Annotated in this window: 24 protein-coding genes; 15 read left to right on the top strand and 9 right to left on the bottom strand. The window is 61.5% G+C overall.

All coding sequences use genetic code 11. From position 1 onward, the window contains the following. Positions 1–157: 157 nt before the first annotated feature. Entirely contained in the window at positions 158–871 is a 714-nt protein-coding gene (locus tag EI969_RS27890) for a membrane integrity-associated transporter subunit PqiC (RefSeq protein WP_160390535.1), read from the top strand. A gap of 250 nt (positions 872–1,121) precedes the next feature. Here EI969_RS27890 and EI969_RS27885 read toward each other — a convergent pair whose 3' ends face one another. Continuing rightward, the gene (locus tag EI969_RS27885) at positions 1,122–2,633 is read right to left on the bottom strand and encodes an AhpA/YtjB family protein (RefSeq protein ID WP_160390534.1); all 1,512 of its coding nucleotides are present in this window, start codon (positions 2,631–2,633) and stop codon (positions 1,122–1,124) included. 135 nt (positions 2,634–2,768) lie between these two features. Here EI969_RS27885 and serB point away from each other — a divergent pair, with 135 nt between their 5' ends. After that, positions 2,769–3,983, top strand: a complete 1,215-nt coding sequence (gene serB, locus EI969_RS27880) for a phosphoserine phosphatase SerB (RefSeq protein ID WP_057395688.1) — start codon at positions 2,769–2,771, stop codon at positions 3,981–3,983. A gap of 110 nt (positions 3,984–4,093) precedes the next feature. Here serB and asd read toward each other — a convergent pair whose 3' ends face one another. Genes asd through EI969_RS27865 form a run of 3 tightly spaced genes read right to left on the bottom strand, consistent with a single transcriptional unit; the run spans position 4,094 to position 7,369 of the window. Next, positions 4,094–4,954: an archaetidylserine decarboxylase gene (gene asd / locus EI969_RS27875; RefSeq protein ID WP_160390533.1), complete on the bottom strand. Its 861-nt coding sequence runs from the start codon at positions 4,952–4,954 to the stop codon at positions 4,094–4,096. Between the two features lie 18 nt (positions 4,955–4,972). After that, a complete protein-coding gene (locus EI969_RS27870; RefSeq protein WP_160390532.1) occupies positions 4,973–5,788 on the bottom strand; it encodes a rhodanese-like domain-containing protein in 816 nt (271 codons plus the stop codon). 42 nt (positions 5,789–5,830) lie between these two features. Next, entirely contained in the window at positions 5,831–7,369 is a 1,539-nt protein-coding gene (locus EI969_RS27865; protein ID WP_160390531.1) for an HDOD domain-containing protein, read from the bottom strand. A 166-nt stretch (positions 7,370–7,535) separates the two neighbouring features. Between EI969_RS27865 and motA the strand changes: the two genes are divergently transcribed. Both motA and motB read left to right on the top strand, forming a co-directional pair. Further along, entirely contained in the window at positions 7,536–8,387 is an 852-nt protein-coding gene (gene motA / locus EI969_RS27860) for a flagellar motor stator protein MotA (RefSeq protein ID WP_015093220.1), read from the top strand. A 3-nt stretch (positions 8,388–8,390) separates the two neighbouring features. Continuing rightward, the gene (gene motB, locus EI969_RS27855; protein ID WP_160390530.1) at positions 8,391–9,407 is read left to right on the top strand and encodes a flagellar motor protein MotB; all 1,017 of its coding nucleotides are present in this window, start codon (positions 8,391–8,393) and stop codon (positions 9,405–9,407) included. Between the two features lie 162 nt (positions 9,408–9,569). Here the strand turns inward: motB and EI969_RS27850 are convergent, their stop codons facing one another. The 4 genes from EI969_RS27850 to rsgA all read right to left on the bottom strand — a co-directional run bounded on the left by EI969_RS27850 (position 9,570) and on the right by rsgA (position 12,661). Then, entirely contained in the window at positions 9,570–10,061 is a 492-nt protein-coding gene (locus tag EI969_RS27850) for a toll/interleukin-1 receptor domain-containing protein (protein ID WP_160390529.1), read from the bottom strand. Next, positions 10,061–11,020: a caspase family protein gene (locus EI969_RS27845; protein ID WP_008048055.1), complete on the bottom strand. Its 960-nt coding sequence runs from the start codon at positions 11,018–11,020 to the stop codon at positions 10,061–10,063. The genes EI969_RS27850 and EI969_RS27845 overlap by 1 nt, the downstream gene beginning before the upstream one ends. A gap of 2 nt (positions 11,021–11,022) precedes the next feature. Beyond that, positions 11,023–11,430 (bottom strand): TIR domain-containing protein, encoded by a 408-nt coding sequence (locus EI969_RS27840; protein WP_160390528.1) that lies wholly within the window; start codon positions 11,428–11,430, stop codon positions 11,023–11,025. Between the two features lie 199 nt (positions 11,431–11,629). Beyond that, positions 11,630–12,661 (bottom strand): small ribosomal subunit biogenesis GTPase RsgA, encoded by a 1,032-nt coding sequence (gene rsgA, locus EI969_RS27835; protein ID WP_015093224.1) that lies wholly within the window; start codon positions 12,659–12,661, stop codon positions 11,630–11,632. Between the two features lie 106 nt (positions 12,662–12,767). On the opposite strand from rsgA, the gene orn reads away from it, so the two are divergent. Then, positions 12,768–13,310, top strand: coding sequence for an oligoribonuclease (gene orn, locus EI969_RS27830; protein WP_110658016.1), 543 nt, complete (start codon positions 12,768–12,770; stop codon positions 13,308–13,310). A gap of 153 nt (positions 13,311–13,463) precedes the next feature. Then, on the top strand, positions 13,464–14,075 hold the full coding sequence (locus tag EI969_RS27825) for a trimeric intracellular cation channel family protein (RefSeq protein WP_160390527.1): 612 nt from the start codon (positions 13,464–13,466) through the stop codon (positions 14,073–14,075). On the opposite strand, the gene queG is transcribed toward EI969_RS27825, so the two are convergent. Beyond that, on the bottom strand, positions 14,057–15,136 hold the full coding sequence (gene queG / locus EI969_RS27820) for a tRNA epoxyqueuosine(34) reductase QueG (RefSeq protein ID WP_160390526.1): 1,080 nt from the start codon (positions 15,134–15,136) through the stop codon (positions 14,057–14,059). The genes EI969_RS27825 and queG overlap by 19 nt on opposite strands. A 63-nt stretch (positions 15,137–15,199) precedes the next feature. Here queG and EI969_RS27815 point away from each other — a divergent pair, with 63 nt between their 5' ends. The 9 genes from EI969_RS27815 (at position 15,200) to hflC (ending at position 25,277) form a co-directional block, all read left to right on the top strand. Continuing rightward, positions 15,200–16,699, top strand: coding sequence for an NAD(P)H-hydrate dehydratase (locus tag EI969_RS27815; RefSeq protein ID WP_160390525.1), 1,500 nt, complete (start codon positions 15,200–15,202; stop codon positions 16,697–16,699). Further along, on the top strand, positions 16,687–17,157 hold the full coding sequence (gene tsaE, locus EI969_RS27810; protein ID WP_046819842.1) for a tRNA (adenosine(37)-N6)-threonylcarbamoyltransferase complex ATPase subunit type 1 TsaE: 471 nt from the start codon (positions 16,687–16,689) through the stop codon (positions 17,155–17,157). Before EI969_RS27815 ends, tsaE begins: the two co-directional genes overlap by 13 nt. Beyond that, positions 17,158–18,588: an N-acetylmuramoyl-L-alanine amidase gene (locus EI969_RS27805; RefSeq protein ID WP_160390524.1), complete on the top strand. Its 1,431-nt coding sequence runs from the start codon at positions 17,158–17,160 to the stop codon at positions 18,586–18,588. Next, entirely contained in the window at positions 18,585–20,495 is a 1,911-nt protein-coding gene (mutL, locus tag EI969_RS27800; RefSeq protein ID WP_160390523.1) for a DNA mismatch repair endonuclease MutL, read from the top strand. Before EI969_RS27805 ends, mutL begins: the two co-directional genes overlap by 4 nt. Continuing rightward, positions 20,495–21,466, top strand: a complete 972-nt coding sequence (gene miaA / locus EI969_RS27795; protein ID WP_160390820.1) for a tRNA (adenosine(37)-N6)-dimethylallyltransferase MiaA — start codon at positions 20,495–20,497, stop codon at positions 21,464–21,466. Before mutL ends, miaA begins: the two co-directional genes overlap by 1 nt. 95 nt (positions 21,467–21,561) lie before the next feature. Next, the gene (gene hfq / locus EI969_RS27790) at positions 21,562–21,822 is read left to right on the top strand and encodes an RNA chaperone Hfq (RefSeq protein WP_057397732.1); all 261 of its coding nucleotides are present in this window, start codon (positions 21,562–21,564) and stop codon (positions 21,820–21,822) included. A 12-nt stretch (positions 21,823–21,834) separates the two neighbouring features. Beyond that, positions 21,835–23,136, top strand: coding sequence for a ribosome rescue GTPase HflX (gene hflX, locus EI969_RS27785; protein WP_160390522.1), 1,302 nt, complete (start codon positions 21,835–21,837; stop codon positions 23,134–23,136). A 96-nt stretch (positions 23,137–23,232) separates the two neighbouring features. Beyond that, entirely contained in the window at positions 23,233–24,408 is a 1,176-nt protein-coding gene (gene hflK, locus EI969_RS27780; protein WP_160390521.1) for an FtsH protease activity modulator HflK, read from the top strand. Continuing rightward, entirely contained in the window at positions 24,408–25,277 is an 870-nt protein-coding gene (hflC, locus tag EI969_RS27775) for a protease modulator HflC (protein WP_056725458.1), read from the top strand. Before hflK ends, hflC begins: the two co-directional genes overlap by 1 nt. Positions 25,278–25,376 lie beyond the last annotated feature (99 nt).

Raw genomic sequence — 25,376 nt, 5'->3', positions numbered from 1 at the left:
TCTACGATTTAACCCGTAGTTCGGCGCTTTGCGCTGGAGTCGGAACGCATATTCACGGATGATATGGCCTTTCAAGCGCCGGCACTGCCGCGCGTTCTTCATATTTATTGAGTATTTTCACTGTGATCAGCCTTTTATTGATCACCTGGATGGGACGATGACTGCTCTGCGCCTTCCTTTTATTCTTATGCTCGCCGGCGTTCTTGGCCTGGCGGGTTGCAGCGTTCACCAACCGGTGTCGTTGTATCAGCTGGACGCTGGAAGTCCGGTTCAGCCTGCACAGAACGCGGGCATGGCGGTATTGTTGGGCCCGGTCACCGTTGCCGACTACCTGCAACGCGAAACCCTGTTGCAGCGTCAGCCGGATGGCAGCTTGCAGGCTTCGACCGACGGTCGTTGGGCCGGCAGCCTTTCGTCGGATATCGATCAGTTGTTGCTGCGTCAGGTCGCAGGTCACCTGGATAGCCAGCGCGTAGTGCTGGCCCCGGCGACACTGGGCTTCACTCCGGACGTGCAGGTGCTGCTGACCATCACGCGCCTGGACTCGGGTGCAAAGCAACCGGCGATCCTCGACGCGCAATGGCGCCTGATCGACCGTCGCGGGCAGGTCCGCGACAACCGCATCATCCATTTGCAGGAGCAGCATGCCGGGACGACGGCGGCACAGGTCCAGGCCCAGGGCGTGTTACTGCAACGCCTGGCTGAGCAACTGTCGGTGGCGCTCAAGCCGCTGGCCAACCAGCCGCCGATCGCCGAAGTCCCGCGCAAACCGGCCGCCAAGCCGGCAGCACCGGCGGTAGAGCAGGAAAAGCAGCCGAAGATCCCGATGGCCGCGCCTATTCGTACGGATATGGAAGTGTTCCGCTTCTAAGTCCGGATGGATTTGAAACGAAGCCCGCCTTGTGCGGGCTTTGTTGTTTCTGCAGCCGGGAGATCTTCAGGGCCTGTTCTGGCCTCATCGCGGGCAAGCCCGCTCCCACAGTGTCCGCGCCGTACACAAATGATGTGAGCGCCCCTGAACCTGTGGGAGCGGGCTTGCCCGCGATGAGGCCAGAGCAGGCAACAAAAAAGCCCGCAGACGATCACTCATCTGCGGGCTTCTTCACATCGGGGCCTGTGGCTTAAGCGCGGCGCTCGTGCATCCGCGCCAGTTGCCGCTCCAGCATCGACGGATATGGCTCCATCAACCGCTCCACGCAGCAAGCACCTTCAGGGCTGGCAATCGGGCGGATCCGTGCGCGCTGGCGAATTAATGCGTCGTCGCTGATCTTGCGCTCCACCAGCAGCAGGTTGCGGCTGTGTTGCGACAGGGCCAGGGCGTCCTGGGCGGGGTCGGTCAGCAGCAGGTCGATCTGGCTCAGGCCGAACAGTTCGTCGCCGAGCGTCAGGCCCAGCTGCAATTGCAGGGTGATGCCGCTGTCCGCGACTTCGATCTGCAACTGGTGGCCCAGGGCCCGCAGCAGTTCGCCACAGCAAATGGCGTTGGTCAGGTAATCGTCGCCGCTGTCTTCGGTGTGGAACAGCATCAACGTGCTGCCATCGTTCAGGGTCTCCACTTCGCCTTGATACAGCGAAGCGGCCTGGTCGAGGCAATCGCGATAGCGTTCGAGCAGTTCTTCAAGACGCGCCCGCGGCAGGCGTCGCAATTGCTCCTGGGAACCCAGTTGCACCGCCAGCACCGCGCTGTGTTGCGGCACGCTCGGCGTGGCCTTGCGGATCACCGGTTGCGGGGGGCTGCTCAGCGATTCATCGCGCAGATCGGCGAACGGATCTTCGTCATCGTCGTCTTCAACGGTGCTGACGATCTGCCGTGGCGCAGGCTTGAGCGCGGCTACCGGGCGGCTCTCGTCGAAACTCGGATCGCGCAGGTTGCGGACTTCGAATTCCGGTTCGTCTTCGACGTCGTCGAGTTCGGGTTCCGGCTCCGGCACAGGGGCGGGCTCCGGGGCGAAGTTGGCGTGCAGCTGGCGCGCCAGGTCGCCGATCTCGTCCTGACGGTCGGTGGCCGGGGTGTATTCGTCGATATTGCGCAGCCACACCCGCAATTGCAGCAGCGGCGTGGAGAGATACCGCCCCATGCGCAGGCTCAAGGCCAGGGACAGGGCCAGCAGGATCGCGCTGAGGATGCCCATGCTTTGCAGGCTGATGGTCATCGGCTGCTGGAACTGGTCCATGTCCAGGCTGATGCGCAGTTGCCCGGCCGTCACGTCCTGGAAGGTGATCTTGCTCTGGTACATGCCCTCGGCTTCGCCCAGCAGGCCATGCTTTGGCCGCTGGCCGGATTCGGCGAGGATGCGATTGTCCGGGCTGTAGATGGCGGCGTGGGCCACCAGCTTGTTCTTGGTCAGGTTATTGAGCAGCACGTTGAGGCTGAGGATGTCGTTGGACACCAACAGCTCGGTGGCCGAGGTGGCCGTCTGCGTCGTCAGGCTTTCGCCCAGCGCATCCGCCTGCTCGTGCATGGCCTGCTTGAACTGCAAGCCCATCACACCGGCATAGATGACCAGGGCCAGGGCGACCAGGATCACGTTATGGCTGGCGATGCGCAATGCAATCGGTACACGGCGGTGGCGCAGTGCCCGGAAGATCAGCAGGAAGAAGTTATCGGTTTTTACTGGCGTGGGCCGGTTCACTTGAGCTCGGCTCTTTTGTCCGTGAAGTTGACGCGCAGTATAGCGACAGGCCTAGGACCGTCAAAGCGCTCACGGTGCCCGATGGTCACTGAAAGTGGGTAGAATGCGGTTTTTTTCCACCTGCGGGGGTGCGCCTTGCGCGAAATCGTCCTGATAAACATCACGGGAGTCGACCGTCCGGGTCTGACTGCGGCCATTACCGGCGTTCTGGCCCAGGGTGGTGTGAACATTCTCGACATCGGTCAGGCGGTGATCCACGACACCTTGTCGTTCGGCATCCTGGTTGAAATTCCCGACACCGAACAAGGCAAGTCCGTGCTCAAGGACATCCTGTTCAAGGGCTATGAGCTCGATCAACAGGTGCGTTTCACGCCGGTGTCCGAACAGGATTACCAGCAGTGGGTCGGCAACCAGGGCAAAAAACGCCACATCGTGACCCTGTTGACCCGCAAGGTGACAGCCGGGCAGTTGCAGGCCGTGAGCTCAATCACCGCCAAGTATGGCCTGAACATCGACCACATCGATCGCCTGTCCGGGCGCATGCCGCTGGACACCCCGGCCGACAAGGGCAAGGGCTGCATCGAGTTTTCCGTGCGTGGCGAGGCGGCTGATCCGCAGGCGTTGCGTGCCGAATTCCTCAGCGTCGCCCAGGAACTGAACGTCGACATCGCCTTCCAGGAAGATTCGCTGTTCCGTCGCAACCGTCGCCTGGCGGTGTTCGACATGGACTCGACGCTGATCGAAGCCGAAGTGATCGACGAACTGGCCAAGGCGGCTGGCGTCGGTGACAAGGTCTCGGAAATCACCGAGCGGGCGATGGCCGGCGAGCTGGATTTTCGCGCCAGCTTCAAGGAGCGTCTGGCCTTGCTCAAAGGTCTGGACGTCAATGTGCTGGATTCCATCGGCGCCTCGCTGCGCCTGACCGAAGGTGCCGAAACCCTGTTCGCCGAACTCAAGCGCCTGGGCTACAAGACCGCGATCCTGTCGGGTGGCTTTACCTACTTCGCCAAGCAACTGCAGGCCAAGTTGGGTATCGACTATGTGTTCGCCAACGAACTTGAAGTGGTTGACGGCAAGGTCACCGGCGTCGCGGTCGAGCCGATTGTCGATGCGCAGCGCAAGGCTGATCTGCTGAAGGAACTGGCACACAAGGAAGGCTTGCGCCTGGAGCAGACCATTGCGGTCGGCGATGGCGCCAACGACTTGCCGATGCTGGCGATTGCCGGGTTGGGTGTGGCGTTCCGTGCCAAGCCGCTGGTCAAGCAGTCGGCCAAGCAGGCGATCTCGACCCTGGGGCTGGATGGCGTGCTGTATCTGCTGGGCTTCCGCGATCGCGACGGCCAGCTCTAACACTGCAAGCTACTGTAGGAGCCGGCTTGCTGGCGATGGGGCCCTTGAGGACGCCATCGCCAGCAAGCCGGCTCCTACAGGTTTGCATCGGCGGTGGACCAGGTGAGCGCTTAGGCTTTTGGTGAGCCCATACCCTGACCCATCTGCACCGCCGTGCCGGCGGTCATTTCTTCAGCCCACTTGACCTGATCCGGCCCGAACAGCACGACAGCGGTCGAACCCAGCTTGAAGCGACCCAGTTCCGCACCTTTTTCCAGGTGGATCGGCGCACGTGCGGCTTCGTCGTAGCGGAAGGTTTTCAGCTCGCGTTTCGGCGGGGTGACCAGGCCGGCCCAGACGGTTTCGATCGATGCCACGATCATCGCGCCCACCAGCACCACGGCCATCGGCCCGCGCTCGGTGTCGAAAATGCACGCCACGCGCTCGTTGCGGGCGAACAGTTCCGGAACGTTTTCGGCGGTAGTCTGGTTCACCGAGAACAGGCGGCCCGGGATGTAGACCATTTCGCGCAGAGTACCGGCCAGCGGCATGTGCACGCGGTGGTAGTCCTTCGGCGACAGGTAGATGGTCGCGAAGTCACCGCCCATGAACGGCGCAGCATTCGCCGCATCGCCACCCAGCAGTTCCAGCACGCTGAAACTGTGACCCTTGGCCTGGAACACGCGACCGTGCTCGATCGGGCCGAGTTGGCTGATCGCGCCGTCGGCCGGGCTGAGGATCGCGCCCGGGGTCTCGTCCAGCGGGCGGGCACCGTCTTTCAGTGCGCGGGTGAAGAAGGCGTTGAAGTGCTCGTAGGCGGTCAGGTCTTCGACCAATGCCTGGGACATGTCCACCTGATAGCGCTTGGCGAACCAGGCGGTAAAGGCGTTCTTGAACCAGCGCACGCGGCATTCGGCAACGCAGCCGGCCAGTCGCGAGAGCAGGTTGTGGGGTAGCAGGTACTGGCTGATGATAAACAGACGCTTGTTCATTTACTGTCCTTAAAAACCTTAGATCTCTACGGGCGTATCGGGATGGTTGCCCCATTCGCCCCAGGAGCCGGCGTAGCCCTTGACCCGCGGATAACCGAGAGCCTTGGCCACCAGATAGGTGAAGCCAGAACGATGATGGGTCTGGCAGTGGGTAATCACTTCTTTGTCTTTGCTGATCCCGAGTTGTTCGAGGATCTGCGGCATGTCGGTGCGGATGCGCAGCTGGCGCGACTTGTCCATGCCGGCGGTCCATTCGAAATTGACCGCGCCGGGAATGTGCCCGCCCTTGGCTGCCAGGACCTTTTCACCGGAATACTCCAGTGGCCCGCGTGCATCCCAGATGGCCAGGTCGGCGGCGCCGAGACGGCTTTGCAGGTATTCGCGGGTGGCCGTGGGTTCCTCGTGCAAGGTCAGTGGAACCGGGCCGCCCACGGGTGGCGGGATCTGGATCGACATCGGCAAGCCTTCAGCCAGCCAGGCCGGCAGGCCGCCGTCTATATAGTGGTACTGGCTGTGGCCGATGACATCCAGCAACCAGATGAAGCGCCCGGCCCAACCGCCGCCTTCGTCGTCGTACACCACGTAGACCGCGTCGGGGTTGTGGCCCAACTCGCCAAACAGTGTTTCGAGTGCTGCCGGCGGGGGCATCAGCCCCGGGGCCGGGGCCTGGCCGAGCTGCGTGCGTTTCGGATCGACAAAGCGCGCGCCGGGAATGTGCCCTTCGGTATAGCGGGCGGTACTGGTCAAGTCCACCAGGATCAGTTCGCGGGCATCGAGGCGAGGGAGCAAGTCGCTCGGCTCGATCACCAGCGGCAAGCCAGAGAAGTCAGACATGTGAGGTCTCCAGAGCACAAAAGGGAGGATTGTAGCGCAGCCTTATTGGCCTCGGTTGCTAAAGCTGTGCAGGGCTTTTTCAATGCACTGCGCGGTTTTGCCGAAGGCTTGTACGGAAATTTCCGAAAACGGCCCGCCGCCCTGGTCCGCCACGACGATCATGATCACCCGGCCATTGTTGACCAGCGAGCGCAGCAGCAGGTGTTCGCCACTGAACTGCGAACGCAGGCTGTTGGGCAGCAGGGCCGAGAATTGCGCGTTGTTGGCTGGCGTCAGGCGCACCTGGGCCTGTTGCGTGAGCAGGCGTTGCAACACGTTGCTCTGGCTGACCACGAAATTCAGCCCGGCCGCTTCCTTCGCCAGGCCGGCCGTCTGGTGCACGCGCAGGTTGGCGTGGGTGCGGTCGGCCATCAGGATCATCACCCGACGCATGCCGCAGGCCACGAGGGCGTCCCGTGCGGCGATGGTCAAGTGCATGGCATTGGTGAAGCGGCTCGGCTCGACCAGCAATTCGGCGCATTGCCTGCGCCATTTCGCCAGATCTTCGGCCGTGGGTGCCGCGGCCGGCAGCAGTCCGGCGTGGACACGGTTCATGCCCCACGGCCAGATCAGCGATTCGGCGGGGTGCCAGAGGTCGGGCATGGCGTGATTGCGCGCGCTGTTGGCGGCTTGCTGGTGCAACTGTTGTTGCACATCGTCCATCGGCATTTGCAGGTAAAGGCTGGTCAGGTACTGCCAGCGCTCACTGTGCGGACTGTCCCAGGCGTGTTGCGCCGACAGCGCCAGACCGTTGGCGAGCAGCACTGTGTTGGCTGGCTGGTTGAGCCAGCGGCGCAGGGTCGGATCGTCATCGAGGCGGTTCTGCTGGCGCAATGGGTGCTCGCTGTCGCGGGCGATGCGCAGGACTTTGACCAGTTCCCGCTGTTCCGTGAGCAACAGGCGATAACCCTGCTGCACCCAGATCGGCAAGCGCCAGATATCCACCAGGGCCTGGCCGATGTCCAGCAGGCGTACACCAAACAGTTGTTGTTCGACCTTGCGTGCCGACTCACCTTTTTGGATGACCCGCAGTTCCCACTCTTCGAGCAGTTTTGGATGGGTCAGCGCCAGCGGCCACAGAGGCGAAAGAAACAGCAGGCTGCCCCAGTGGATGTCCTGCCACAGGCGCGCCAGGCGACTGGCAAAAAAACCGTTGGCCTGTTGCGTGGCGTGCTGGCTGATCATCTGCAGCTGCCGCAAGGCTTTGGGAATCTCGGCGTGAGGTTCGGCGGGCAGGCGCTCGAGCAGCTCTTCGGTGCGCTTGAGGCCAAGGCGGTTGATCGCGATCTCGAGGTTTTCCGCAGGCTCGGTCATGCCGCCGTGGCTGTGCCGGTTGGCCTCGCGAATCACGCTCAAGGCCAGGGCCGGGCTGCCTTGCATGAGGTCGGCGATATCGCGCAGCGAGCTGCGATTGTCGCGGATGGCCTTGCAGACACGGTCGTGGCTGGCTTGCGGAACGGGAAGACGTACGCCATCGAGCAGCTTGATCCAGCCCTCGAGCGTTGTCGGTTTTGGTGTTGGTACGTTCGTTTCGTTAACCATGGTGGGAGGCGATCATCGTCAACATTACCTGTGCCCGGATTGGGTCGAATTAGCTTTTCGCCTGAACTGGCTATAGTCTGGCGCAGTTTTGCCGATAAGTAGAAGAAGAGATTTTTTAACTTCCGAATATGACCTTGAACCCGACTCAGTAAGTGCTCTCCTACCTATGGCTAAAATTATCGGCATCATCGTCGTATTCGCGAGCGTGCTCGGCGGATACGTGCTTTCCCACGGCAAGATTGCCGCCCTGATCCAGCCTTTCGAGGTCATGATTATCGGCGGCGCGGCCCTCGGCGCATTCTTGCAGGCCAACCCCGGCTACATGACGATGCACGTGCTCAAGAAGTCCCTGAGCATGTTCAGTTCGCGGTTCAACCATGCCTTCTACCTGGAAGTGCTGGGCCTGATCTACGAGATCCTCAACAAGAGCCGCCGCGAAGGCATGATGGCCATCGAGGGCGACATCGAAGACGCCGCCGCGAGCCCGATCTTCGCCAAGTACCCGACAGTGCTCAAGGACGAACGCATGACCGCGTTCATCTGCGATTACCTGCGCATCATGTCCTCCGGCAACATGGCTCCGCATGAGCTTGAAGGCCTGTTCGACATGGAGCTGTTCAGCCTCAAGGAAGACCTGGAACACCCATCCCACGCGGTCAACGGCATCGCCGACGCCATGCCCGGTTTCGGTATCGTCGCGGCGGTACTGGGTATCGTGGTGACCATGGCTTCGCTGGGTGAGGGCGACCAGAAGTCCATCGGCCTGCACGTGGGTGCGGCGCTGGTAGGTACCTTCTTCGGTATTCTCGCCGCCTACGGTTTCTTCGGCCCGCTGGCCCATTCCCTGGCCCACGATGCCAAGGAAGAGCTGAACGTCTATGAAGCCATCAAGGCCTCGCTGGTGGCTTCGGCTTCCGGCATGCCGCCATCGCTGGCCGTGGAGTTCGGGCGCAAGGTTCTGTACCCGGCGCACCGTCCAAGCTTCGCCGAGCTGGAACAAGCGGTTCGCGGTCGTTAAGTCATGGAAAATAATCAGCCGATTATTATCAAGCGCGTCAAGCGCATTGCTGGCGGGCACCACGGGGGCGCCTGGAAAATCGCCTTCGCCGACTTCGCCACGGCGATGATGGCGTTCTTCCTGGTGTTGTGGCTGCTGTCCACCGCCACGCCGGAGCAGAAGATTGCCATCGCCGGTTACTTCAAGGACCCGATCGGCTTTTCCGAAAGCGGCACGCCGTACATCATCGATCTGGGCGGCACGCCGACCCTGGCGCCGGAAAACACCCTCAACCCCGAGGTGAAGTCCCAGCCGCAGCCGGACAAGGTCACCGTCGATACCGACCAGGTCGAAGGCATGGCCGAGCAGGTCGAAAAGGAACGCCTCGAACTGTTGCTGCAAGAACTGCAGAACAAGGTCGAAGAAAACCCGCAGATGCAGAAGTTCAAGGATCAGATCCTGTTCGAGATCACTCAGGACGGCCTGCGCATCCAGATCATGGACGCGGAAAACCGCCCGATGTTCGACTCGGGTTCGGCTCGCTTGAAGCCGTATTTCGAAGACATCCTGCTGGCCATGGCCGACACCATCAAGGCAGTGCCGAACAAGATCAGCATCAGCGGCCACACCGATGCCAAGCCCTACACCGGCACCGGCGATTTCGGCAACTGGGAGCTTTCGGCCAACCGTGCCAACGCCGCCCGTCGTGCGCTGGTGGCGGGCAGTTATCCGGATGCACAGGTGGCACGCGTGGTCGGCTATGCCTCGTCGGCCCTGTTTGACCGCGAGCATCCGTTCAACCCGGTCAACCGTCGTATCGACATCGTCGTGCTGACCAAGAAAGCCCAGCGTGCGATCGAAGGGTCGCAGGGCGCAGAGCCGGCACCTGATGCACCGCAAGGTTCGACCGCGCCGGCTGCACCGGTCGACCCGAATGCGCTGCCGGCGGACAAGCAACCGCTGCCGGCCCACGAACTGCGCGAGCGTCTGAACCTGTTCGAAGACCCGGCACCGAAACCGGGAGAGCCAGCCAAGCAGTGACCAACAAAAAAGCCGACAGCGATGTCGGCTTTTTTGTGCGGCGTTCTCGCCCCCCCCTGTAGGAGCCAGCTTGCTGGCGATGGTCGTTAACGATTACGCGTACTGTCTGGAACCACTCGACGAATTTAAATCCATCGCCGGCAAGCCGGCTCCTACAGAGCGTCAGAACCCACGGAGGATTCGCGTCTTGAGCTCGGCGTGAAAGCGATCCGCATTGGATTTGTTAACACTGCGCACCGATTCGCTGCCGGTCACCGATTCCAGCCCCATCGCGCGCTTTTGTGTCGTTTCGTTTCGATAGGCATCGATAAAGAAGTCGATGTCCCGCTCGTTGGTCAGCTTTGGCCACTTGTCCAAGTACAGCGGCAGCTCGGTCGGGCCGGTCTTGAACGAGCAGATGCGCCGGTTGGTGATGGTCGCCTCGCCGATTTCGAACGGGACCCACCACGACCGTGCGGTTCTCTCCGACACCACCGCGAGCAGGTGCGTGCATTCGCTGATGTTGCGGGTGATCACCCCGGTGATGTCGTCGGTGGTCTGGGATTCGGGGTCCAGTACGTCGAGGTAGGTCTTGATATTGGCCTGGATCAGGCGGGTGTTGATGTTGATCGCATAGGCGCGGTCCATGTGGCGGTAGCTGATAAATACTGGCATCAGAAATGTCCCTTGATCGCGAGTTCGCGGTAATAGGCGCCGAGGGCGGTGAGGCGGCAGCCAGTGGAGTGGATGGCGGCGTAGTACATGTGTTCGGCGTCCACCGGTTCGACCAGGCTGTGACGATTGCACTTTTGCAGTTGGGCGAAGACATCGCCGTGTTCCGGGTTGAACTCGGGTTCGGTCGGTTCGAAGCTGGGGGCGAGGGGGTATACCGACTCGGCCTCTGCGAACCACTCGGGGAGTTTGCGCAGGATTTCCTTGGGGATCAGCGGTGACACTTCGCGCAAGGAAATGAACTGCGACACGTTGGTCTTGAACACCGGGCGCTGTTCCCAGGCATCAAGTGCGTTGTCGACAAATGAATAAAGGCTGCCGGGGGTGATCTTGCCCAGGATGTTGGCTGCCCCGCCGTGCAGGGCCTGAAGCAACAGCCCGGTGAACACGCCGTGTTGCGCGCCCTCCATCGCAGGCTCTTCCTTTTTGCAGGCAGTCAGAATGGTCATGCCTTCGCCGACCACGCTGCCCTCGCTGCGCAAGGCGCGCAGTTCGCCGGCCGAGCCGCTCTGGCAACAATCGAGAATGATCACTTTGTTTTTGATCTTCGTGGCCTTGCTCGCCCAGTTGAGGATGTCGCTGAGGCGAATCCCGTCCTTGGCGCTCTTGTAATCCTGCGGGATCAACATGCCTTCGTCGGTGTCGGTGTCGAAGCTGCCGTGCCCGGCGAAATACAGCAGCGCGACATTGCAGTCCCCGGCAAACAGCTCGCGAATCTGGTCTTCGAGTTTTTCCCGGCTAAGGTAGTCCTCGGCGGAGGTCAGCACGATGTTCTTGAAGTTCGGATCGCCGTTGGCGTCAGTCTTGAGCACGGACGCCATGGCCATAGCGTCATTGCTGCAACCGCTCAGTCGCGAAACGTGGGTGTAGTCGTTGATGCCGATAAACAGTCCCTTGCGCATGGCTACACCGCCGTATGCTGGCGAATCGCGCTGATGATGCTGTTGGTGTTCCATGCACATTCGGCGTGTGCCGCATCACGTACCACCGTGGAAATGCGTTCGGCGCCGAACGGCTTCACCGCAATGATCACTTTGCCCATGCGTTTGGCGATCTCGATTTCCTTGTTGATCCACTTGCTGTAGGTGGAATACATCCCGGCCATGATCAACACCGCCGAGCATGGGCGGATCTTGTTTTCGATGGCCTCCTCAAGTTGCTTGTCGGTTTTCGCGCCGACAATCGGGTTGTCCGTGGGGACTGAAAAATTCTTGTAGGTGAAGCCGGGCTTGGCGTTGAGCAGGCGCACGAGATTGTCGTGGGCATGCGGATAGTTCCACGAGTGGCTGATGAACAGATGGTAGGTTTGCATGGGTTTTCCCTCGGTCTCGCGGAGTGCGAAGAGGGTTTGAACTTAGGCGATTGCAGTGCGGCTACAAGAGGCAGCCGCGGAAAGAGAAATTCCCTACAGGCTCGCGGGCGCGCGTCCTACAGAAAGGTCTGACGTGTAAATGAGGGAAGGATTCGGCCGCCGACCGACCTGCTCAAGGCAGGGCGGTCGGTGCATCTGTTTAGTAGCCGTTTTCCGGCAGGCTGGCGATGATCGAGCGGTAGCTGTTCATCCGTTGCTGCTGCACGCGGCCGTCTTCAAGGGCCTTGAGCAGGGCGCAGCCGGGTTCGCGGTCGTGCTTGCAGTCGCGGAAGCGGCAGGTGCCAAGCAGGTCGTTGAACTCGATGAAGCCGGCTTCGACATCGGCACGGCTGACGTGGCCCAGGCCGAATTCGCGGATGCCCGGGGAGTCGATCAGCTCACCGCCGCCGGGGAAGTGGAACAACCGCGCGGTGGTGGTGGTGTGGGTGCCCTGGCCGGACAGCTCGGACAGCGGGCCGACGCGGGTTTCGACATCCGGCAGCAGGCTGTTGACCAGCGACGACTTGCCGACACCGGACTGGCCGACGAACACGCTGATGCGCCCGTCCAGTTGCGCCTGCAATTGCTCCATGCCGTTGCCGTGGTGCGCGGACACTTCCAGCACCGGATAGCCGAGGGTGCGGTACACGGCGAGCAAGGCGTTCAGCGCCGGAGCGTTGTTTTCGTCGATCAGGTCGAACTTGTTCAGCAGCAACAGCGGCTTGATGCCCGCATGTTCGGCCGCCACCAGATAGCGGTCGATCAGGTTGGCGTGGGGCTCGGGCAGCGGCGCAAACACGATGACGATCATGTCGACGTTGGCCGCAACAGGCTTGAGCTGGCCGCGGCTGTCCGGACGACACAGTTCGGTGTTGCGCGGCAGTTGCGCCACGATCACGCCGATGCCCTGGTTGCCGGCACGCCACACCACCTGATCGCCGGTCACCAGCGCCGGCAGGTTGGCACGCAGGTGGCAACGGAACACCTGTCCGGCCAGTTCGCCGTCCCGGGCCTCGACTTCGACCTGCACACCGAAGTGCGCGATCACCAGGCCGTGCTGTTCCGGGCCCAGGTCGCCACCTTCGAGTGCCTCGACAGCCGAGGACTCGCGTTTGGCGGCGCGGGCAGCGCGTTCGCCCTGAATCTTTTCGATGCGCCAGTTTTGACGACGATTGAGTTGGCGTTTGGCCATGGGTGTTCCGTATCAAGAATGCAGCGATTAGGTAAAACGGCCGCGAGTTTAGCACGCCCGGCTACCGGCCTAGGCTAAACTGCGCAGCATTGCCTAGGAGCCGAACATGCAAAACCCACAGAACCTGATCTGGATCGACCTGGAAATGACCGGTCTGAACCCGGACACCGACGTCATCATCGAAATGGCCACCATCGTCACCGACAGTGACTTGAACACCCTGGCCGAAGGCCCGGTGATCGCCATTCATCACAGCGACGAAATCCTCGCCGGCATGGACGAGTGGAACACCCGTCAGCACGGCGGTTCCGGGCTGACCCAGCGGGTTCGCGACAGCCGCATCAGCATGGCTGAAGCCGAAGCACAAACCATCGCCTTCCTCGAGAAGTGGGTGCCGAAGGGCAAGTCGCCGATCTGCGGCAACAGCATCTGCCAGGACCGTCGCTTCCTTTATACCCACATGAAATCCCTGGAAAGCTATTTCCACTACCGCAACCTCGACGTGTCCACGCTCAAAGAGCTGGCCGCGCGCTGGGCGCCGGACGTGCGCGACAGCTTCAAGAAGGGCAGCACCCACCTGGCGCTGGACGACATCCGCGAATCCATTGCCGAGTTGCAGCACTACCGCAAGCATTTCATCAAAGCCTGATCTTGAAGCCCGACCTTGCAGGAGCTGGCTTGCCAGCGATGGGGCCCATGAGGACGCCATCGCCGGCAAGCCGGCTCCTGCATGTCGCGATGCCCTCTTTTGGTGCTCAAGCGAACTGAGTAGACTGCGCGCCTTTGTGCAAGGACCGCCACCATGCTACTGATGCTCTACCTGATCGCTATCACCGCCGAAGCCATGACCGGCGCCCTGTCTGCCGGGCGCCGCGGCATGGACTGGTTCGGTGTAGTGTTGATCGCTTGTGTCACGGCACTGGGGGGCGGTTCGGTACGCGATGTGTTGCTCGGGCATTACCCGCTGACGTGGGTCAAGCACCCGGAATACCTGGTGCTGACCACGGCTGCCGCGATGATCACCGTGTTCACGGCGCGCTGGATGCGGCATTTACGCTCGCTGTTCCTGGTGCTCGATGCCATGGGGCTGGTGGCTTTCACCCTGATCGGCTGCATCACCGCCCTGGAAATGGGTCATGGCATGTTGGTCGCCGCCGTCAGCGGCGTGATCACCGGCGTCTTCGGCGGTATCCTGCGGGACATTTTCTGCAACGATATTCCGCTGATCTTTCGGCGTGAGCTCTATGCCAGCGTGTCGTTTGCCGCGGCGTGGACCTACATGCTCTGCATCTATCTGCAATTACCCGATGAGCAATCGATTCTGATCACCTTGTTCGGCGGATTTCTGTTGCGCCTGCTGGCGATCCGTTTTCACTGGGAAATGCCCAAGTTCGTCTATAACGACGAAGCCTGACGTTCGGCATGGTGCCGCAACGCCCACTCGACATGTTCACGCACCAGTGCCGAAGGATGCTCCCGTCGCGCCTTCAGCGCTTCCAGGACCGGGATCGTTGAAGGCGCGTTCCCCAATCCTACCGCCAGGTTGCGCAACCAGTTTTCGTAACCGGTCCGGCGCAATGGCGAGCCTTCGGTGCTGCTCAAGAACTTCTCTTCATCCCACATGAACAATTCCGCCAGCCCGGCATTGTCCAGGTTGTGCCGCGGCTTGAAATCGCTTTCACCGGTCGGGCGGGCGAAGCGGTTCCACGGGCAGACGATCTGGCAGTCATCGCAACCGAACACCCGGTTGCCGATCAGCGGTCGCAGGTCTTCAGGGATGGCGCCTTTGAGTTCGATGGTCAGGTAGGAAATGCAGCGCCTGGCATCCAGCACATAGGGGCCGACGAAGGCGTTGGTCGGACAGATGTCGAGGCAGGCGCTGCAACGGCCGCAATGTTCGCTGGCGTGGGGCGGATCGACCGGCAGCGGCAGGTCGACGAACAGTTCGGCGAGAAAAAAGTAACTGCCGGCCTTGCGATTCAACACCAGGGTATTTTTGCCGATCCAGCCCAGGCCGGCCTGTTCGGCGATGGCTTTTTCCAGCACCGGAGCACTGTCGACAAAGGCACGGAAGCCGAACGGGCCGATTTGCGCCTGAATCTTGTCCGCCAGCTGTTGCACGCGCTTGCGGATCAACTTGTGGTAGTCGCGGCCCAGGGCATAACGCGAGACGTAGGCTTTTTCTGGCTGGGCGAGCATTTTCGCCATGTGGGTATCGCCCGCCAGGTAGTCCATGCGCAGCGAAACCACGCGTAAAGTGCCGGGCACCAGTTCGTCCGGGTGCGAGCGTTTGCTGCCGTGGGCCCCCATGTAGTCCATTTCGCCGTGGTAGCCGGCGGCGAGCCAGCGCTCCAGGTGCAGCTCGTGCTCGCCCAGGTCGAGGCCGCTGATGCCGACTTGCTGAAAGCCCAGCTCGCGGCCCCAGTCCTTGATGGATTGGGCGAGGGCAGGCAGGTCTGTGGTAATAGCGGGCATGAGACGAGAGAAACCGGAGCTGAGGTGCGTATAATTCTGCCAGACATCGGAGCCCGAAGACGCATGCCGCACACTAAAGATGAATTACCCGACGCGCTGTACAGCGCCGCGCAGGTGCGGGCACTCGACGCGAGCCTGATCGCGGCCGGCACACCGGGCTTCGAATTGATGCAGCGCGCGGCGCGAGCGACGTGGCGGGCGCTGGTGCGGCAATGGCCGACAGCGAACGAACTGAGTGTACTCGCCGGTCATGGCAACAACGCCGGAGACGGCTATCTGGTGGCCGTGCTGGCCCGACGCGCCGGATGGTCCGTGCGGGTACTGGCGGTCGCAGATCCGCAGGGCCTGCAGGGGGATGCCGCGTTGGCCCACGCCGAAGCGGTGTCCGAAGGCGTCGCCATCGAGTCCTGGGGCGTGCGGCCCGAGTTGCGCGGCATCGTGTTGGATGCGTTGCTGGGCACCGGCCTGACCGGTGAGGTGCGCGAGCCGTACGCCAGCGTTATCGCTGCGATCAATGCCAGTGGGCTGCCGGTGGCGGCGGTGGATATCCCCTCCGGGCTATGCGCTGATACCGGTCGCGTCCTCGGTTGCGCGGTGCGAGCGGATCTGACGGTCACCTTCATCGGCTTGAAAACGGGGTTGTTCACCGGTGATGCGGCGGATGTCGTGGGTGAGCTGGTGTTCAACGACCTGCACGCCGATCCGCAGCTGCTCGAGGGTGCGCCGACCAGTGCCCGTCGCCTCACGGCCGGCAATCTGCCGCGCCTTGCCTCGCGCGCGCCGACTTCCCATAAAGGCAGGTTCGGCCACGTGCTGCTGATCGGTGGTGATCGCGGGTTGGGTGGCGCGATCCTGCTCAGCGCGCAAAGTGCGCTGCGCAGCGGTGCCGGCATGGTGTCCGTGGCGACTCGCAGCGAACATGTTGCGGCTGCACTGGCCAGAACACCCGAGGCCATGGTGCTGGGGACTTCGTCGGCGAATCAGCTGATGGCGTTGCTTCAAAAAGTTTCCGTGCTGGTGGTCGGCCCCGGTCTGGGCCAGGCCGCCTGGGGGCGCAGTCTTTTGTCTGCCGCCGCCAACGCGCCGCTGCCACAGGTCTGGGATGCAGATGCATTGAATCTGTTGGCCGAAGAGCGGGTGAGCCTGCCCGAGGGGTGTGTCATCACTCCGCATCCGGGGGAGGCGGCGCGCTTGCTTGGCATCGGCACCGCCGACGTTCAGGCTGACCGTCCCGCTGCGGCCCGGGCATTGAGTAAAAAATATACAGCGGTCGTCGTCCTCAAAGGTGCCGGCAGCCTGATTGCCCATCCCGATGGGCGTCTGGCGCTGTGTCATCAGGGGCATCCGGCCATGGCCACTGCCGGTTTGGGCGATGTGCTGGCCGGTTTGCTCGGCGCATTGCTGGCCCAGGGCATGGCGCCATTCGACGCGGCCTGCCTGGCGGTCTGGCTGCACGCCAATGCCGGCGAGCAACAAGGAAAATCGGGCCGTGGGCTGGCGGCCAGTGATCTGATCCCAGCCATTCGTCAGTTGTTGGAGGAGCAAGCACCGTGTCTGAAGTAACCCTGTACCTGGCCGATGAGCAGGCCATGAGCGACTTTGGCGCACGCATTGCCCGAATCACCGGGGGCCATGGCCTGATCTTTCTCGAGGGCAACCTGGGGATGGGTAAAACCACGTTGTCCCGAGGCATCATCCGCGGCCTGGGGCATGTCGGGGCCGTCAAAAGCCCGACCTTCACCCTGGTCGAACCCTACGAGATCGGCGACATTCGCGCCTTCCATTTCGATTTGTACCGTCTGGTCGATCCGGAAGAACTGGAGTTCCTCGGTATCCGCGACTACTTCGAAGACGATGCCCTGTGTCTGATCGAATGGCCCGATAAAGGTGCAGGCTTTTTGCCAAAGCCTGACCTGACCATTACCATTAGCCCGCAAGACAGCGGGCGTTCGCTGAAAATTTTATCCCAGGGCTCGCGTGGCGAGGCCTGGTGTGCCGCTTTGGCATTGGAATCCAAATAGATGATGGGGTTAGGTATGCGCTTTCGCGCGTTGGTGGCTGCCGTAGGGGTGTTGTTTTTGGCGGTGACCGTCGACGCTGTGGCCGATTCGAAGGTCAACAGCGTTCGCCTGTGGCGGGCGCCGGACAACACGCGACTGGTGTTTGACCTGACAGGTCCCGTGCAACACAGCGTCTTTACCCTGACGGCGCCGGATCGCCTGGTCATCGACATCAATGGCGCGACCCTCGGCGCGCCGCTCAACGTCAACACCTCGAACACCCCGATTACCTCCATGCGCTCGGCTCAGCGCACGCCGACCGACCTGCGGGTGGTCATCGACCTGAAAAAAGCGGTAACGCCGAAGAGCTTCTCCCTGGCGCCGAACGCCCAATATGGCAACCGCCTGGTGGTCGATCTGTTCGATAACGCCGCGGATGCCGCGCCTCCTCCCGCGCCCACGCCTTCGGTCGCCACAGTGCCCGCCGTTCCTGTCACGCCCGTCGAGCCGGCAATCAAGCTGCCACCGGCCCCGGCCGGCAAGCGCGACATCATAGTGGTGATCGACGCCGGCCACGGTGGTGAGGATCCGGGTGCATCGGGTTCTCGCGGTCAGCGCGAGAAAGATGTGGTGTTGCAGATCGCCCGCGAATTGCAGCGCCAGATCAACGGTATGAAAGGCTTCCGCGCCGAACTGACCCGTACCGGCGACTACTTCATTCCATTGCGCGGCCGTACCGAAATTGCCCGCAAGAAAGGCGCCGACCTGTTCGTCTCGATTCACGCCGACGCCGCGCCCTCTGCCGCCGCTTTCGGGGCCTCGGTATTTGCCCTGTCCGATCGCGGTGCCACTTCCGAGACGGCGCGTTGGCTGGCCGACAGCGAAAACCGTTCCGACCTGATCGGCGGTGCCGGCAACGTCAGCCTCGATGACAAGGACCGCATGCTCGCCGGCGTGCTGCTTGACCTGTCGATGACCGCGTCCCTGACGTCCAGCCTGAACGTTGGCCAGAAGGTATTGAGCAACATTGGCCGGGTGACGCCTCTGCACAAGCAGCGGGTCGAGCAGGCCGGGTTCATGGTGCTGAAGTCGCCGGATATTCCGTCGATCCTGGTGGAAACCGGGTTCATCTCCAACGCCAACGAAGCCTCGAAGCTCGCGGCTTCAGGTCATCAGCAGGCGCTGGCGCGTTCGATCAGCAGCGGCGTGCGCCAGTTCTTCCAGCAGAACCCGCCACCGGGCACTTACATTGCCTGGTTGCGCGACTCCGGCAAGATCGTCCAAGGTCCGCGTGACCACCGCGTCAACCCGGGCGAGACCCTGGCGATGATCGCCGTGCGTTATCAGGTGTCGCCAGCTGCGGTGCGCAGCGCCAACAACCTGTCGAGCGATGAGCTCAAGATCGGTCAACACCTGACCATCCCGGGTACTGACCTGGCGGCCAAAGAATGAATGAGGTCCTGAACAGTGGAGCTCGAATCGAGCTGCTCAGCCCGCGCCTGGCGAACCAGATTGCTGCGGGTGAGGTGGTCGAGCGCCCGGCTTCGGTGATCAAGGAGTTGCTGGAAAACAGCCTCGACTCCGGCGCCAGGCGCATCGATGTCGATGTGGAGCAGGGCGGCGTCAAGCTGCTGCGGGTGCGCGACGATGGCAGCGGCATTTCCGCCGATGACCTGCCGCTGGCGCTGGCCCGTCACGCCACCAGCAAGATTCGCAACCTCGAAGACCTGGAACAGGTCATGAGCCTGGGCTTTCGCGGTGAGGCCCTGGCATCGATCAGCTCCGTGGCGCGCCTGACCCTGACTTCCCGCACCCGCGACGCCGATCAGGCCTGGCAGGTCGAGACCGAGGGCCGTGACATGGCGCCCCGCGTGCAGCCTGCGGCCCACCCGGTCGGCACGTCGGTTGAAGTGCGCGACCTGTTCTTCAATACGCCGGCGCGACGCAAGTTTCTCAAAACTGAAAAAACCGAATTCGATCACCTGCAAGAAGTGATCAGGCGCCTGGCCCTGGCGCGCTTCGATGTGGCGTTCCATCTGCGCCACAACGGCAAAACCATCCTCAGCCTGCACGAGGCCCATGATGATGCGGCCCGTGCCCGGCGCGTGGCGGCAATCTGCGGGCCGGGCTTCCTGGAACAGGCGCTGCCGATCGAGATCGAGCGCAACGGCCTGCATCTATGGGGCTGGGTCGGCCTGCCGACCTTCAACCGCAGCCAGGCAGATTTGCAGTATTTCTTCGTCAATGGCCGTGCAGTACGCGACAAGCTGGTAGCCCACGCGGTACGCCAGGCCTATCGCGACGTGCTGTTCAACGGTCGGCACCCGACCTTCGTGCTGTTTTTCGAAGTCGATCCGACTGGCGTCGACGTCAACGTGCACCCGACCAAGCACGAAGTGCGCTTTCGTGAAGGGCGCATGGTTCATGACTTCCTCTACGGCACCTTGCACCGCGCCTTGGGCGATGTGCGGCCGGACGATCACCTGGCGGCGCCGGTTGCCACGGCCATTGTCCGGCCAACCGGCCTCGAAGCCGGTGAATTCGGGCCGCAGGGCGAAATGCGCCTGGCCGCCAATGCGCTGCTTGAACAGCCTCAGGCCCAGCCTTCGTTCAATGCGCCGGCGGGTTCGGGTGCTGGCGCGGGTTATCAATATCAGTACACGCCGCGTCCGCAGTCCGGTGTGCCTGTCGCCGAAGCCCAGGCCGCCTATCGCGAGTTTTTTGCGCCACTGCCCGAGGCCAATGCCGTCGCACTGCCGGCCGGCCAGGACGATATCCCGCCGCTCGGTTATGCACTCGCTCAGCTCAAGGGCATCTACATTCTTTCGGAAAACGCTCAGGGCCTGGTGCTGGTGGACATGCATGCCGCCCACGAGCGGATCATGTATGAGCGTCTGAAGGTGGCGATGGCCAGCGAGGGTCTGAGCGGCCAGCCGTTACTGGTGCCGGAGTCCCTGGCCGTCAGCCAGCGTGAGGCCGATTGCGCCGAAGAGCACGTTGCCTGGTTCCAGCGCCTGGGCTTTGAATTGCAGCGCCTGGGCCCGGAAACCCTGGCGATCCGGCAGATCCCGGCCCTGCTCAAGCAGGCCGAAGCCAATCGGCTGGTCGCCGACGTCCTGGCCGACCTGATGGAGTTCGGCACCAGCGACCGCATTCAGGCGCACCTGAACGAACTGCTCGGGACCATGGCCTGCCACGGTGCGGTCCGGGCGAATCGACGTTTGGCCCTGCCGGAAATGAATGCACTGCTGCGTGACATGGAAAACACCGAGCGCAGCGGTCAATGCAACCATGGCCGACCGACCTGGACCCAATTGGGCCTGGACGATCTGGACAAACTGTTCTTGCGCGGTCGTTGATGAGCCAGCTCCCACCTGCGATTTTCCTGATGGGCCCGACCGCCGCCGGCAAGACCGACCTGGCCATCGAGCTCAGCAAAGTCCTGCCATGCGAGTTGATCAGTGTCGATTCGGCATTGGTTTACCGTGGCATGGACATCGGCACCGCCAAGCCTTCCAAGGAATTGCTGGCGCAGTATCCCCATCGCCTGATCGATATTCTCGACCCGGCCGAGAGCTATTCGGCTGCGGATTTCCGTCGCGACGCCCTCGAAGCCATGGCGGATATCACCGCACGGGGAAAAATTCCGCTGTTGGTAGGCGGCACGATGCTCTACTACAAGGCTTTGCTCGAAGGCCTGGCAGAAATGCCGGCGGCCGACCCCGAGGTCCGTGCGCAAATTGAAGAAGAGGCTGCACGCCTTGGCTGGCAAGCCCTGCATGACCAATTGGCGGTAATCGACCCGGTGTCGGCGGCGCGGATTCACCCGAACGATCCGCAGCGTCTGAGTCGAGCGCTGGAAGTTTATCGCGTAAGCGGTCAAAGCATGACTGACCTGCGTTTGAAACAATCTGTGCAAAGTACTGAAGCAGCCGCTTCGGGACGGCAACAATTGCCCTATACTGTCGCAAACTTGGCTATTGCCCCGGCAAATCGCCAGGTACTGCACGAGCGAATTAAACAAAGATTCACTTTAATGTTGGAACAGGGATTCATTGACGAGGTCGTAGCCCTGCGTAAGAGAAGTGACCTGCATGCCGGGTTGCCGTCTATACGTGCAGTAGGCTACCGCCAAGTCTGGGACTACCTGGATGGCAAGCTGACGTCAGCCGAGATGCAGGAGCGTGGAATCATTGCCACGCGCCAGTTGGCGAAACGCCAGTTCACCTGGCTGCGCAGCTGGACTGACCTGCATTGGCTGGACAGTCTGGATTGCGACAATCTGCCGCGCGCCTTGAAATACCTTGGGACCATCTCCATATTGAGCTGAGTCCTTGCAATTGCCGTCTATCCTTGGGGGTGTGGCGGCTAAAGCCATCTGTTTACCTATTTTTTTATTATTGAATCCTTAAAGGAGTGCGGCACATGTCAAAAGGGCATTCGCTACAAGACCCTTACTTGAATACTTTACGTAAAGAGAAAGTTGGGGTGTCCATCTACCTGGTCAACGGTATCAAACTGCAAGGCACGATCGAGTCGTTCGACCAGTTCGTTATCCTGCTGAAAAACACCGTCAGCCAGATGGTCTACAAGCACGCTATCTCGACAGTGGTGCCGGTTCGTCCAATTCGTCTGCCTAGCGCAACCGAATCCGAAGCGGGTGACACTGAGCCAGGTAACGCCTGATAGGAGTCTCCTTTGTTCTTTGAGCGCCACGGTGGTGGTGAGCGAGTCATCCTCGTTCACTTGGATGGACAGGACCCTGAGGCGCGCGAAGATCCGCAGGAGTTTCAGGAGTTGGCTAATTCGGCCGGCGCCGAGACCGTTGCGTTTTTTAACGTGCCGCGTCATCGGCCAACCGCCAAATACCTGATTGGCAGCGGTAAAGTCGAAGAGCTGCGTGACCTGGTCAAGGCCGAAGAAGCCGATCTGGTGATTTTCAATCACATCCTCACACCCAGTCAGGAACGTAACCTCGAACGTGTTTTCGAGTGTCGCGTGATCGATCGCACCGGTCTGATTCTCGATATTTTCGCCCAACGCGCCCGTACCCATGAGGGCAAGCTCCAGGTTGAACTGGCCCAGCTTGACCACATGAGCACCCGGCTGGTTCGTGGCTGGACTCACCTTGAACGTCAGGGTGGCGGTATCGGCATGCGTGGCCCGGGTGAAACCCAACTGGAAACCGACCGTCGTTTGCTGCGGGTTCGCCTGCGACAGATCAAGGGCCGGCTGGAAAAAGTGCGCAGCCAGCGCGAGCAGTCGCGACGCGGTCGCTCCCGTGCGGATATTCCTACCGTGTCTTTGGTGGGTTACACCAACGCCGGTAAATCCACGCTCTTCAACAACGTGACGAAATCCGACGTCTACGCCGCTGACCAATTGTTCGCCACGCTGGACCCGACCCTGCGTCGTCTGGAAATAGGCGATCTGGGGCCGATCGTCCTGGCGGACACCGTGGGTTTCATTCGTCACTTGCCGCATAAGCTGGTCGAGGCATTTCGGTCTACCCTCGAAGAGTCGAGCAACTCCGACCTGTTGTTGCACGTGATCGATGCGGCCGAACCGGATCGCATGTTGCAGATCGAGCAGGTGATGGTGGTGCTGGGTGAGATTGGTGCCCAGGACTTGCCGATCCTCGAGGTCTATAACAAACTCGATTTGCTTGAAGGCGTTGAGCCACAAATCCAGCGCGACGAAAACGGTAAACCCCAGCGGGTCTGGCTGTCGGCGCGTGATGGCGCTGGTCTGGAGTTGCTTGAGCAAGCCATTGCCGAGTTGCTGGGCAGTGATTTGTTCGTGGGTACCTTGCGCTTGCCGCAACGATTCGCTCGACTGCGTGCGCAGTTCTTCGAACTCGGTGCGGTGCAGAAAGAAGAACACGACGAAGAAGGCATCAGTTTGCTGGCCGTTCGTTTGCCCCGGGCCGAGTTGAATCGACTGGTAAGCCGCGAAGGATTGCAGCCGATGGAATTCATCGAGCAACACACTTTGCAATAAAAGCCTGAGAAAGCGGTTGTGTCGTGGTGACAGGCATTCTGTAGCATTGGTCGGCGCGCCGTGGGTGCGTCTTTGCTTTATCAGATGGAGAGCGCTATGGCTTGGAATGAGCCGGGTGGCAACTCGAATAATCAGGACCCTTGGGGTGGCAAGCGTCGTAACAACGGCGACCGCAAGGGACCACCGGATCTCGACGAGGCCTTCCGAAAGCTGCAGGAAAGCCTGAACGGGTTGTTCGGTGGTGGTAAGAAACGTGGTGGCGACGACGGCGGTGGTTCGGGCAAGAGTGGCGGCTTTGGCGGCCTGCTCGGCATCGGTCTGGTCGTGCTGGCCGCCGTTTGGCTGTACAGCGCGGTTTATGTCGTCGACGAGCAGGAGCAAGCCGTGGTGCTGCGCTTCGGCAAGTACTACGAAACCGTCGGTCCCGGCCTGAATATCTACTTCCCGCCGATCGACAAGAAGTATATGGAAAACGTTACGCGTGAGCGTGCGTACACCAAGCAGGGTCAAATGCTGACTGAAGACGAAAACATCGTCGAAGTGCCGCTGACCGTGCAGTACAAGATCAGCAACCTGCAGGACTTCGTGCTGAGCGTCGATCAGCCGGAAATCAGCCTGCAGCACGCGACCGACAGCGCCTTGCGCCATGTGGTGGGTTCCACCGCAATGGACCAGGTACTGACCGAAGGTCGTGAATTGATGGCCAGCGAGATCAAGGAGCGTCTGCAACGCTTCATGGATACCTATCGCACCGGCATCACTGTCACCCAGGTCAACGTACAGAGCGCAGCGGCACCGCGCGAAGTCCAGGAAGCCTTCGATGACGTGATCCGTGCCCGTGAAGACGAGCAGCGTTCGCGCAACCAGGCTGAAACCTATGCCAACGGCGTCGTGCCGGAAGCCCGTGGTCAGGCCCAGCGCATCCTCGAGGATGCCAATGGTTACCGTGACGAAACCGTCTCGCGCGCCAAGGGTGAGGCCGATCGCTTCACCAAGCTGGTTGCCGAGTACCGCAAGGCACCTGAAGTCACCCGCCAGCGTCTGTACCTGGACACCATGCAGGAAGTCTTCACCAATACCAGCAAGGTACTCGTGACCGGTAACAAGAACGGCCAGAGCAACCTGCTGTACCTGCCGCTGGACAAGATGGTCGAAAGTGGTCGCAGCACCAGCACTCCGGTGACCGGCGCAGCCGCCAGCAGCAATGAAGCGAATGCGCGTGCGGCAGCAGATCTGCAGCAACAGCAAGCACGTACCAGGGAGAGTCGCTGATGAGCAATAAATCGCTGATCGCCCTTATTGTCGGCGTCGTCGTGGCGATCGCTGCCTGGAACTGCTTCTACATCGTGGCTCAGACCGAGCGTGCGGTGTTGCTGCAGTTCGGTCGCGTGGTCCAGACCGATGTTCAGCCAGGCCTGCATGTGAAAGTGCCTTACGTTAACCAGGTGCGTAAATTCGACGCACGCCTGATGACGCTGGATGCACCGACACAGCGCTTCCTGACGCTGGAAAAGAAAGCCGTGATGGTCGATGCCTATGCCAAGTGGCGCGTGAAGGACGCGGAGCGTTACTACACCGCGACTTCCGGCCTCAAGCAGATCGCCGACGAGCGTCTGTCCCGTCGTCTGGAATCGGGGCTGCGTGACCAGTTCGGTAAGCGCACCCTGCACGAAGTGGTGTCGGGTGAACGTGATGCGCTGATGGCGGATATCACGGCTTCGCTGAACAAGATGGCCGAGAAAGAACTGGGCATCGAAGTGGTCGATGTCCGGGTCAAGACCATCGACCTGCCGAAAGAAGTGAACCGCAGCGTGTTCGAACGTATGAGCACCGAGCGTGAGCGTGAAGCTCGCGAGCACCGCGCCAAGGGTAACGAGCTGGCCGAAGGCATTCGTGCCGACGCCGATCGTCAACGCCGCGTGCTGCTGGCTGAAGCCTATCGTGAATCCGAAGAGGTTCGCGGTGACGGCGATGCCCAGGCCGCTGCGATCTACTCCAAGGCCTACGGTCAGGATCAGGAGTTCTACGCGTTCTACCGTAGCCTGCGTGCCTACCGTGAAAGCTTCGCGAACAAATCCGACGTATTGGTCCTCGACCCAAGCAGCGACTTCTTCCACTACCTGGAAAAAGCCAAGCCTTGATACGGCGTTGACCTGAATCCTCCCGCCGGGCGGCTAAAACCTCTGGCGGGGTGATCCTTTGGGAAAACGTGTGTATGATGCGGCAGCCGGGAAATTCCC

The organism is Pseudomonas sp. PB101 (genome assembly GCF_009764265.1).
GTDB lineage: Bacteria > Pseudomonadota > Gammaproteobacteria > Pseudomonadales > Pseudomonadaceae > Aquipseudomonas.
Note: the sequence above shows the minus strand (reverse complement) of the source record. Positions and strands in the feature narration are given on the sequence as shown.

Bases quoted from the DNA above. Each gene is read 5' to 3' on its own strand.
- EI969_RS27890 (WP_160390535.1), top strand. From the start codon at position 158: ATGACTGCTCTGCGCCTTCCTTTTATTCTTATGCTCGCCGGCGTTCTT.
- asd (WP_160390533.1), bottom strand. From the start codon at position 4,954: ATGAACAAGCGTCTGTTTATCATCAGCCAGTACCTGCTACCCCACAAC.
- EI969_RS27870 (WP_160390532.1), bottom strand. From the start codon at position 5,788: ATGTCTGACTTCTCTGGCTTGCCGCTGGTGATCGAGCCGAGCGACTTG.
- EI969_RS27865 (WP_160390531.1), bottom strand. From the start codon at position 7,369: ATGGTTAACGAAACGAACGTACCAACACCAAAACCGACAACGCTCGAG.
- motA (WP_015093220.1), top strand. From the start codon at position 7,536: ATGGCTAAAATTATCGGCATCATCGTCGTATTCGCGAGCGTGCTCGGC.
- motB (WP_160390530.1), top strand. From the start codon at position 8,391: ATGGAAAATAATCAGCCGATTATTATCAAGCGCGTCAAGCGCATTGCT.
- EI969_RS27850 (WP_160390529.1), bottom strand. From the start codon at position 10,061: ATGCCAGTATTTATCAGCTACCGCCACATGGACCGCGCCTATGCGATC.
- EI969_RS27845 (WP_008048055.1), bottom strand. From the start codon at position 11,020: ATGCGCAAGGGACTGTTTATCGGCATCAACGACTACACCCACGTTTCG.
- EI969_RS27840 (WP_160390528.1), bottom strand. From the start codon at position 11,430: ATGCAAACCTACCATCTGTTCATCAGCCACTCGTGGAACTATCCGCAT.
- rsgA (WP_015093224.1), bottom strand. From the start codon at position 12,661: ATGGCCAAACGCCAACTCAATCGTCGTCAAAACTGGCGCATCGAAAAG.
- orn (WP_110658016.1), top strand. From the start codon at position 12,768: ATGCAAAACCCACAGAACCTGATCTGGATCGACCTGGAAATGACCGGT.
- EI969_RS27825 (WP_160390527.1), top strand. From the start codon at position 13,464: ATGCTACTGATGCTCTACCTGATCGCTATCACCGCCGAAGCCATGACC.
- queG (WP_160390526.1), bottom strand. From the start codon at position 15,136: ATGCCCGCTATTACCACAGACCTGCCTGCCCTCGCCCAATCCATCAAG.
- EI969_RS27815 (WP_160390525.1), top strand. From the start codon at position 15,200: ATGCCGCACACTAAAGATGAATTACCCGACGCGCTGTACAGCGCCGCG.
- EI969_RS27805 (WP_160390524.1), top strand. From the start codon at position 17,158: ATGATGGGGTTAGGTATGCGCTTTCGCGCGTTGGTGGCTGCCGTAGGG.
- mutL (WP_160390523.1), top strand. From the start codon at position 18,585: ATGAATGAGGTCCTGAACAGTGGAGCTCGAATCGAGCTGCTCAGCCCG.
- miaA (WP_160390820.1), top strand. From the start codon at position 20,495: ATGAGCCAGCTCCCACCTGCGATTTTCCTGATGGGCCCGACCGCCGCC.
- hfq (WP_057397732.1), top strand. From the start codon at position 21,562: ATGTCAAAAGGGCATTCGCTACAAGACCCTTACTTGAATACTTTACGT.
- hflK (WP_160390521.1), top strand. From the start codon at position 23,233: ATGGCTTGGAATGAGCCGGGTGGCAACTCGAATAATCAGGACCCTTGG.
- hflC (WP_056725458.1), top strand. From the start codon at position 24,408: ATGAGCAATAAATCGCTGATCGCCCTTATTGTCGGCGTCGTCGTGGCG.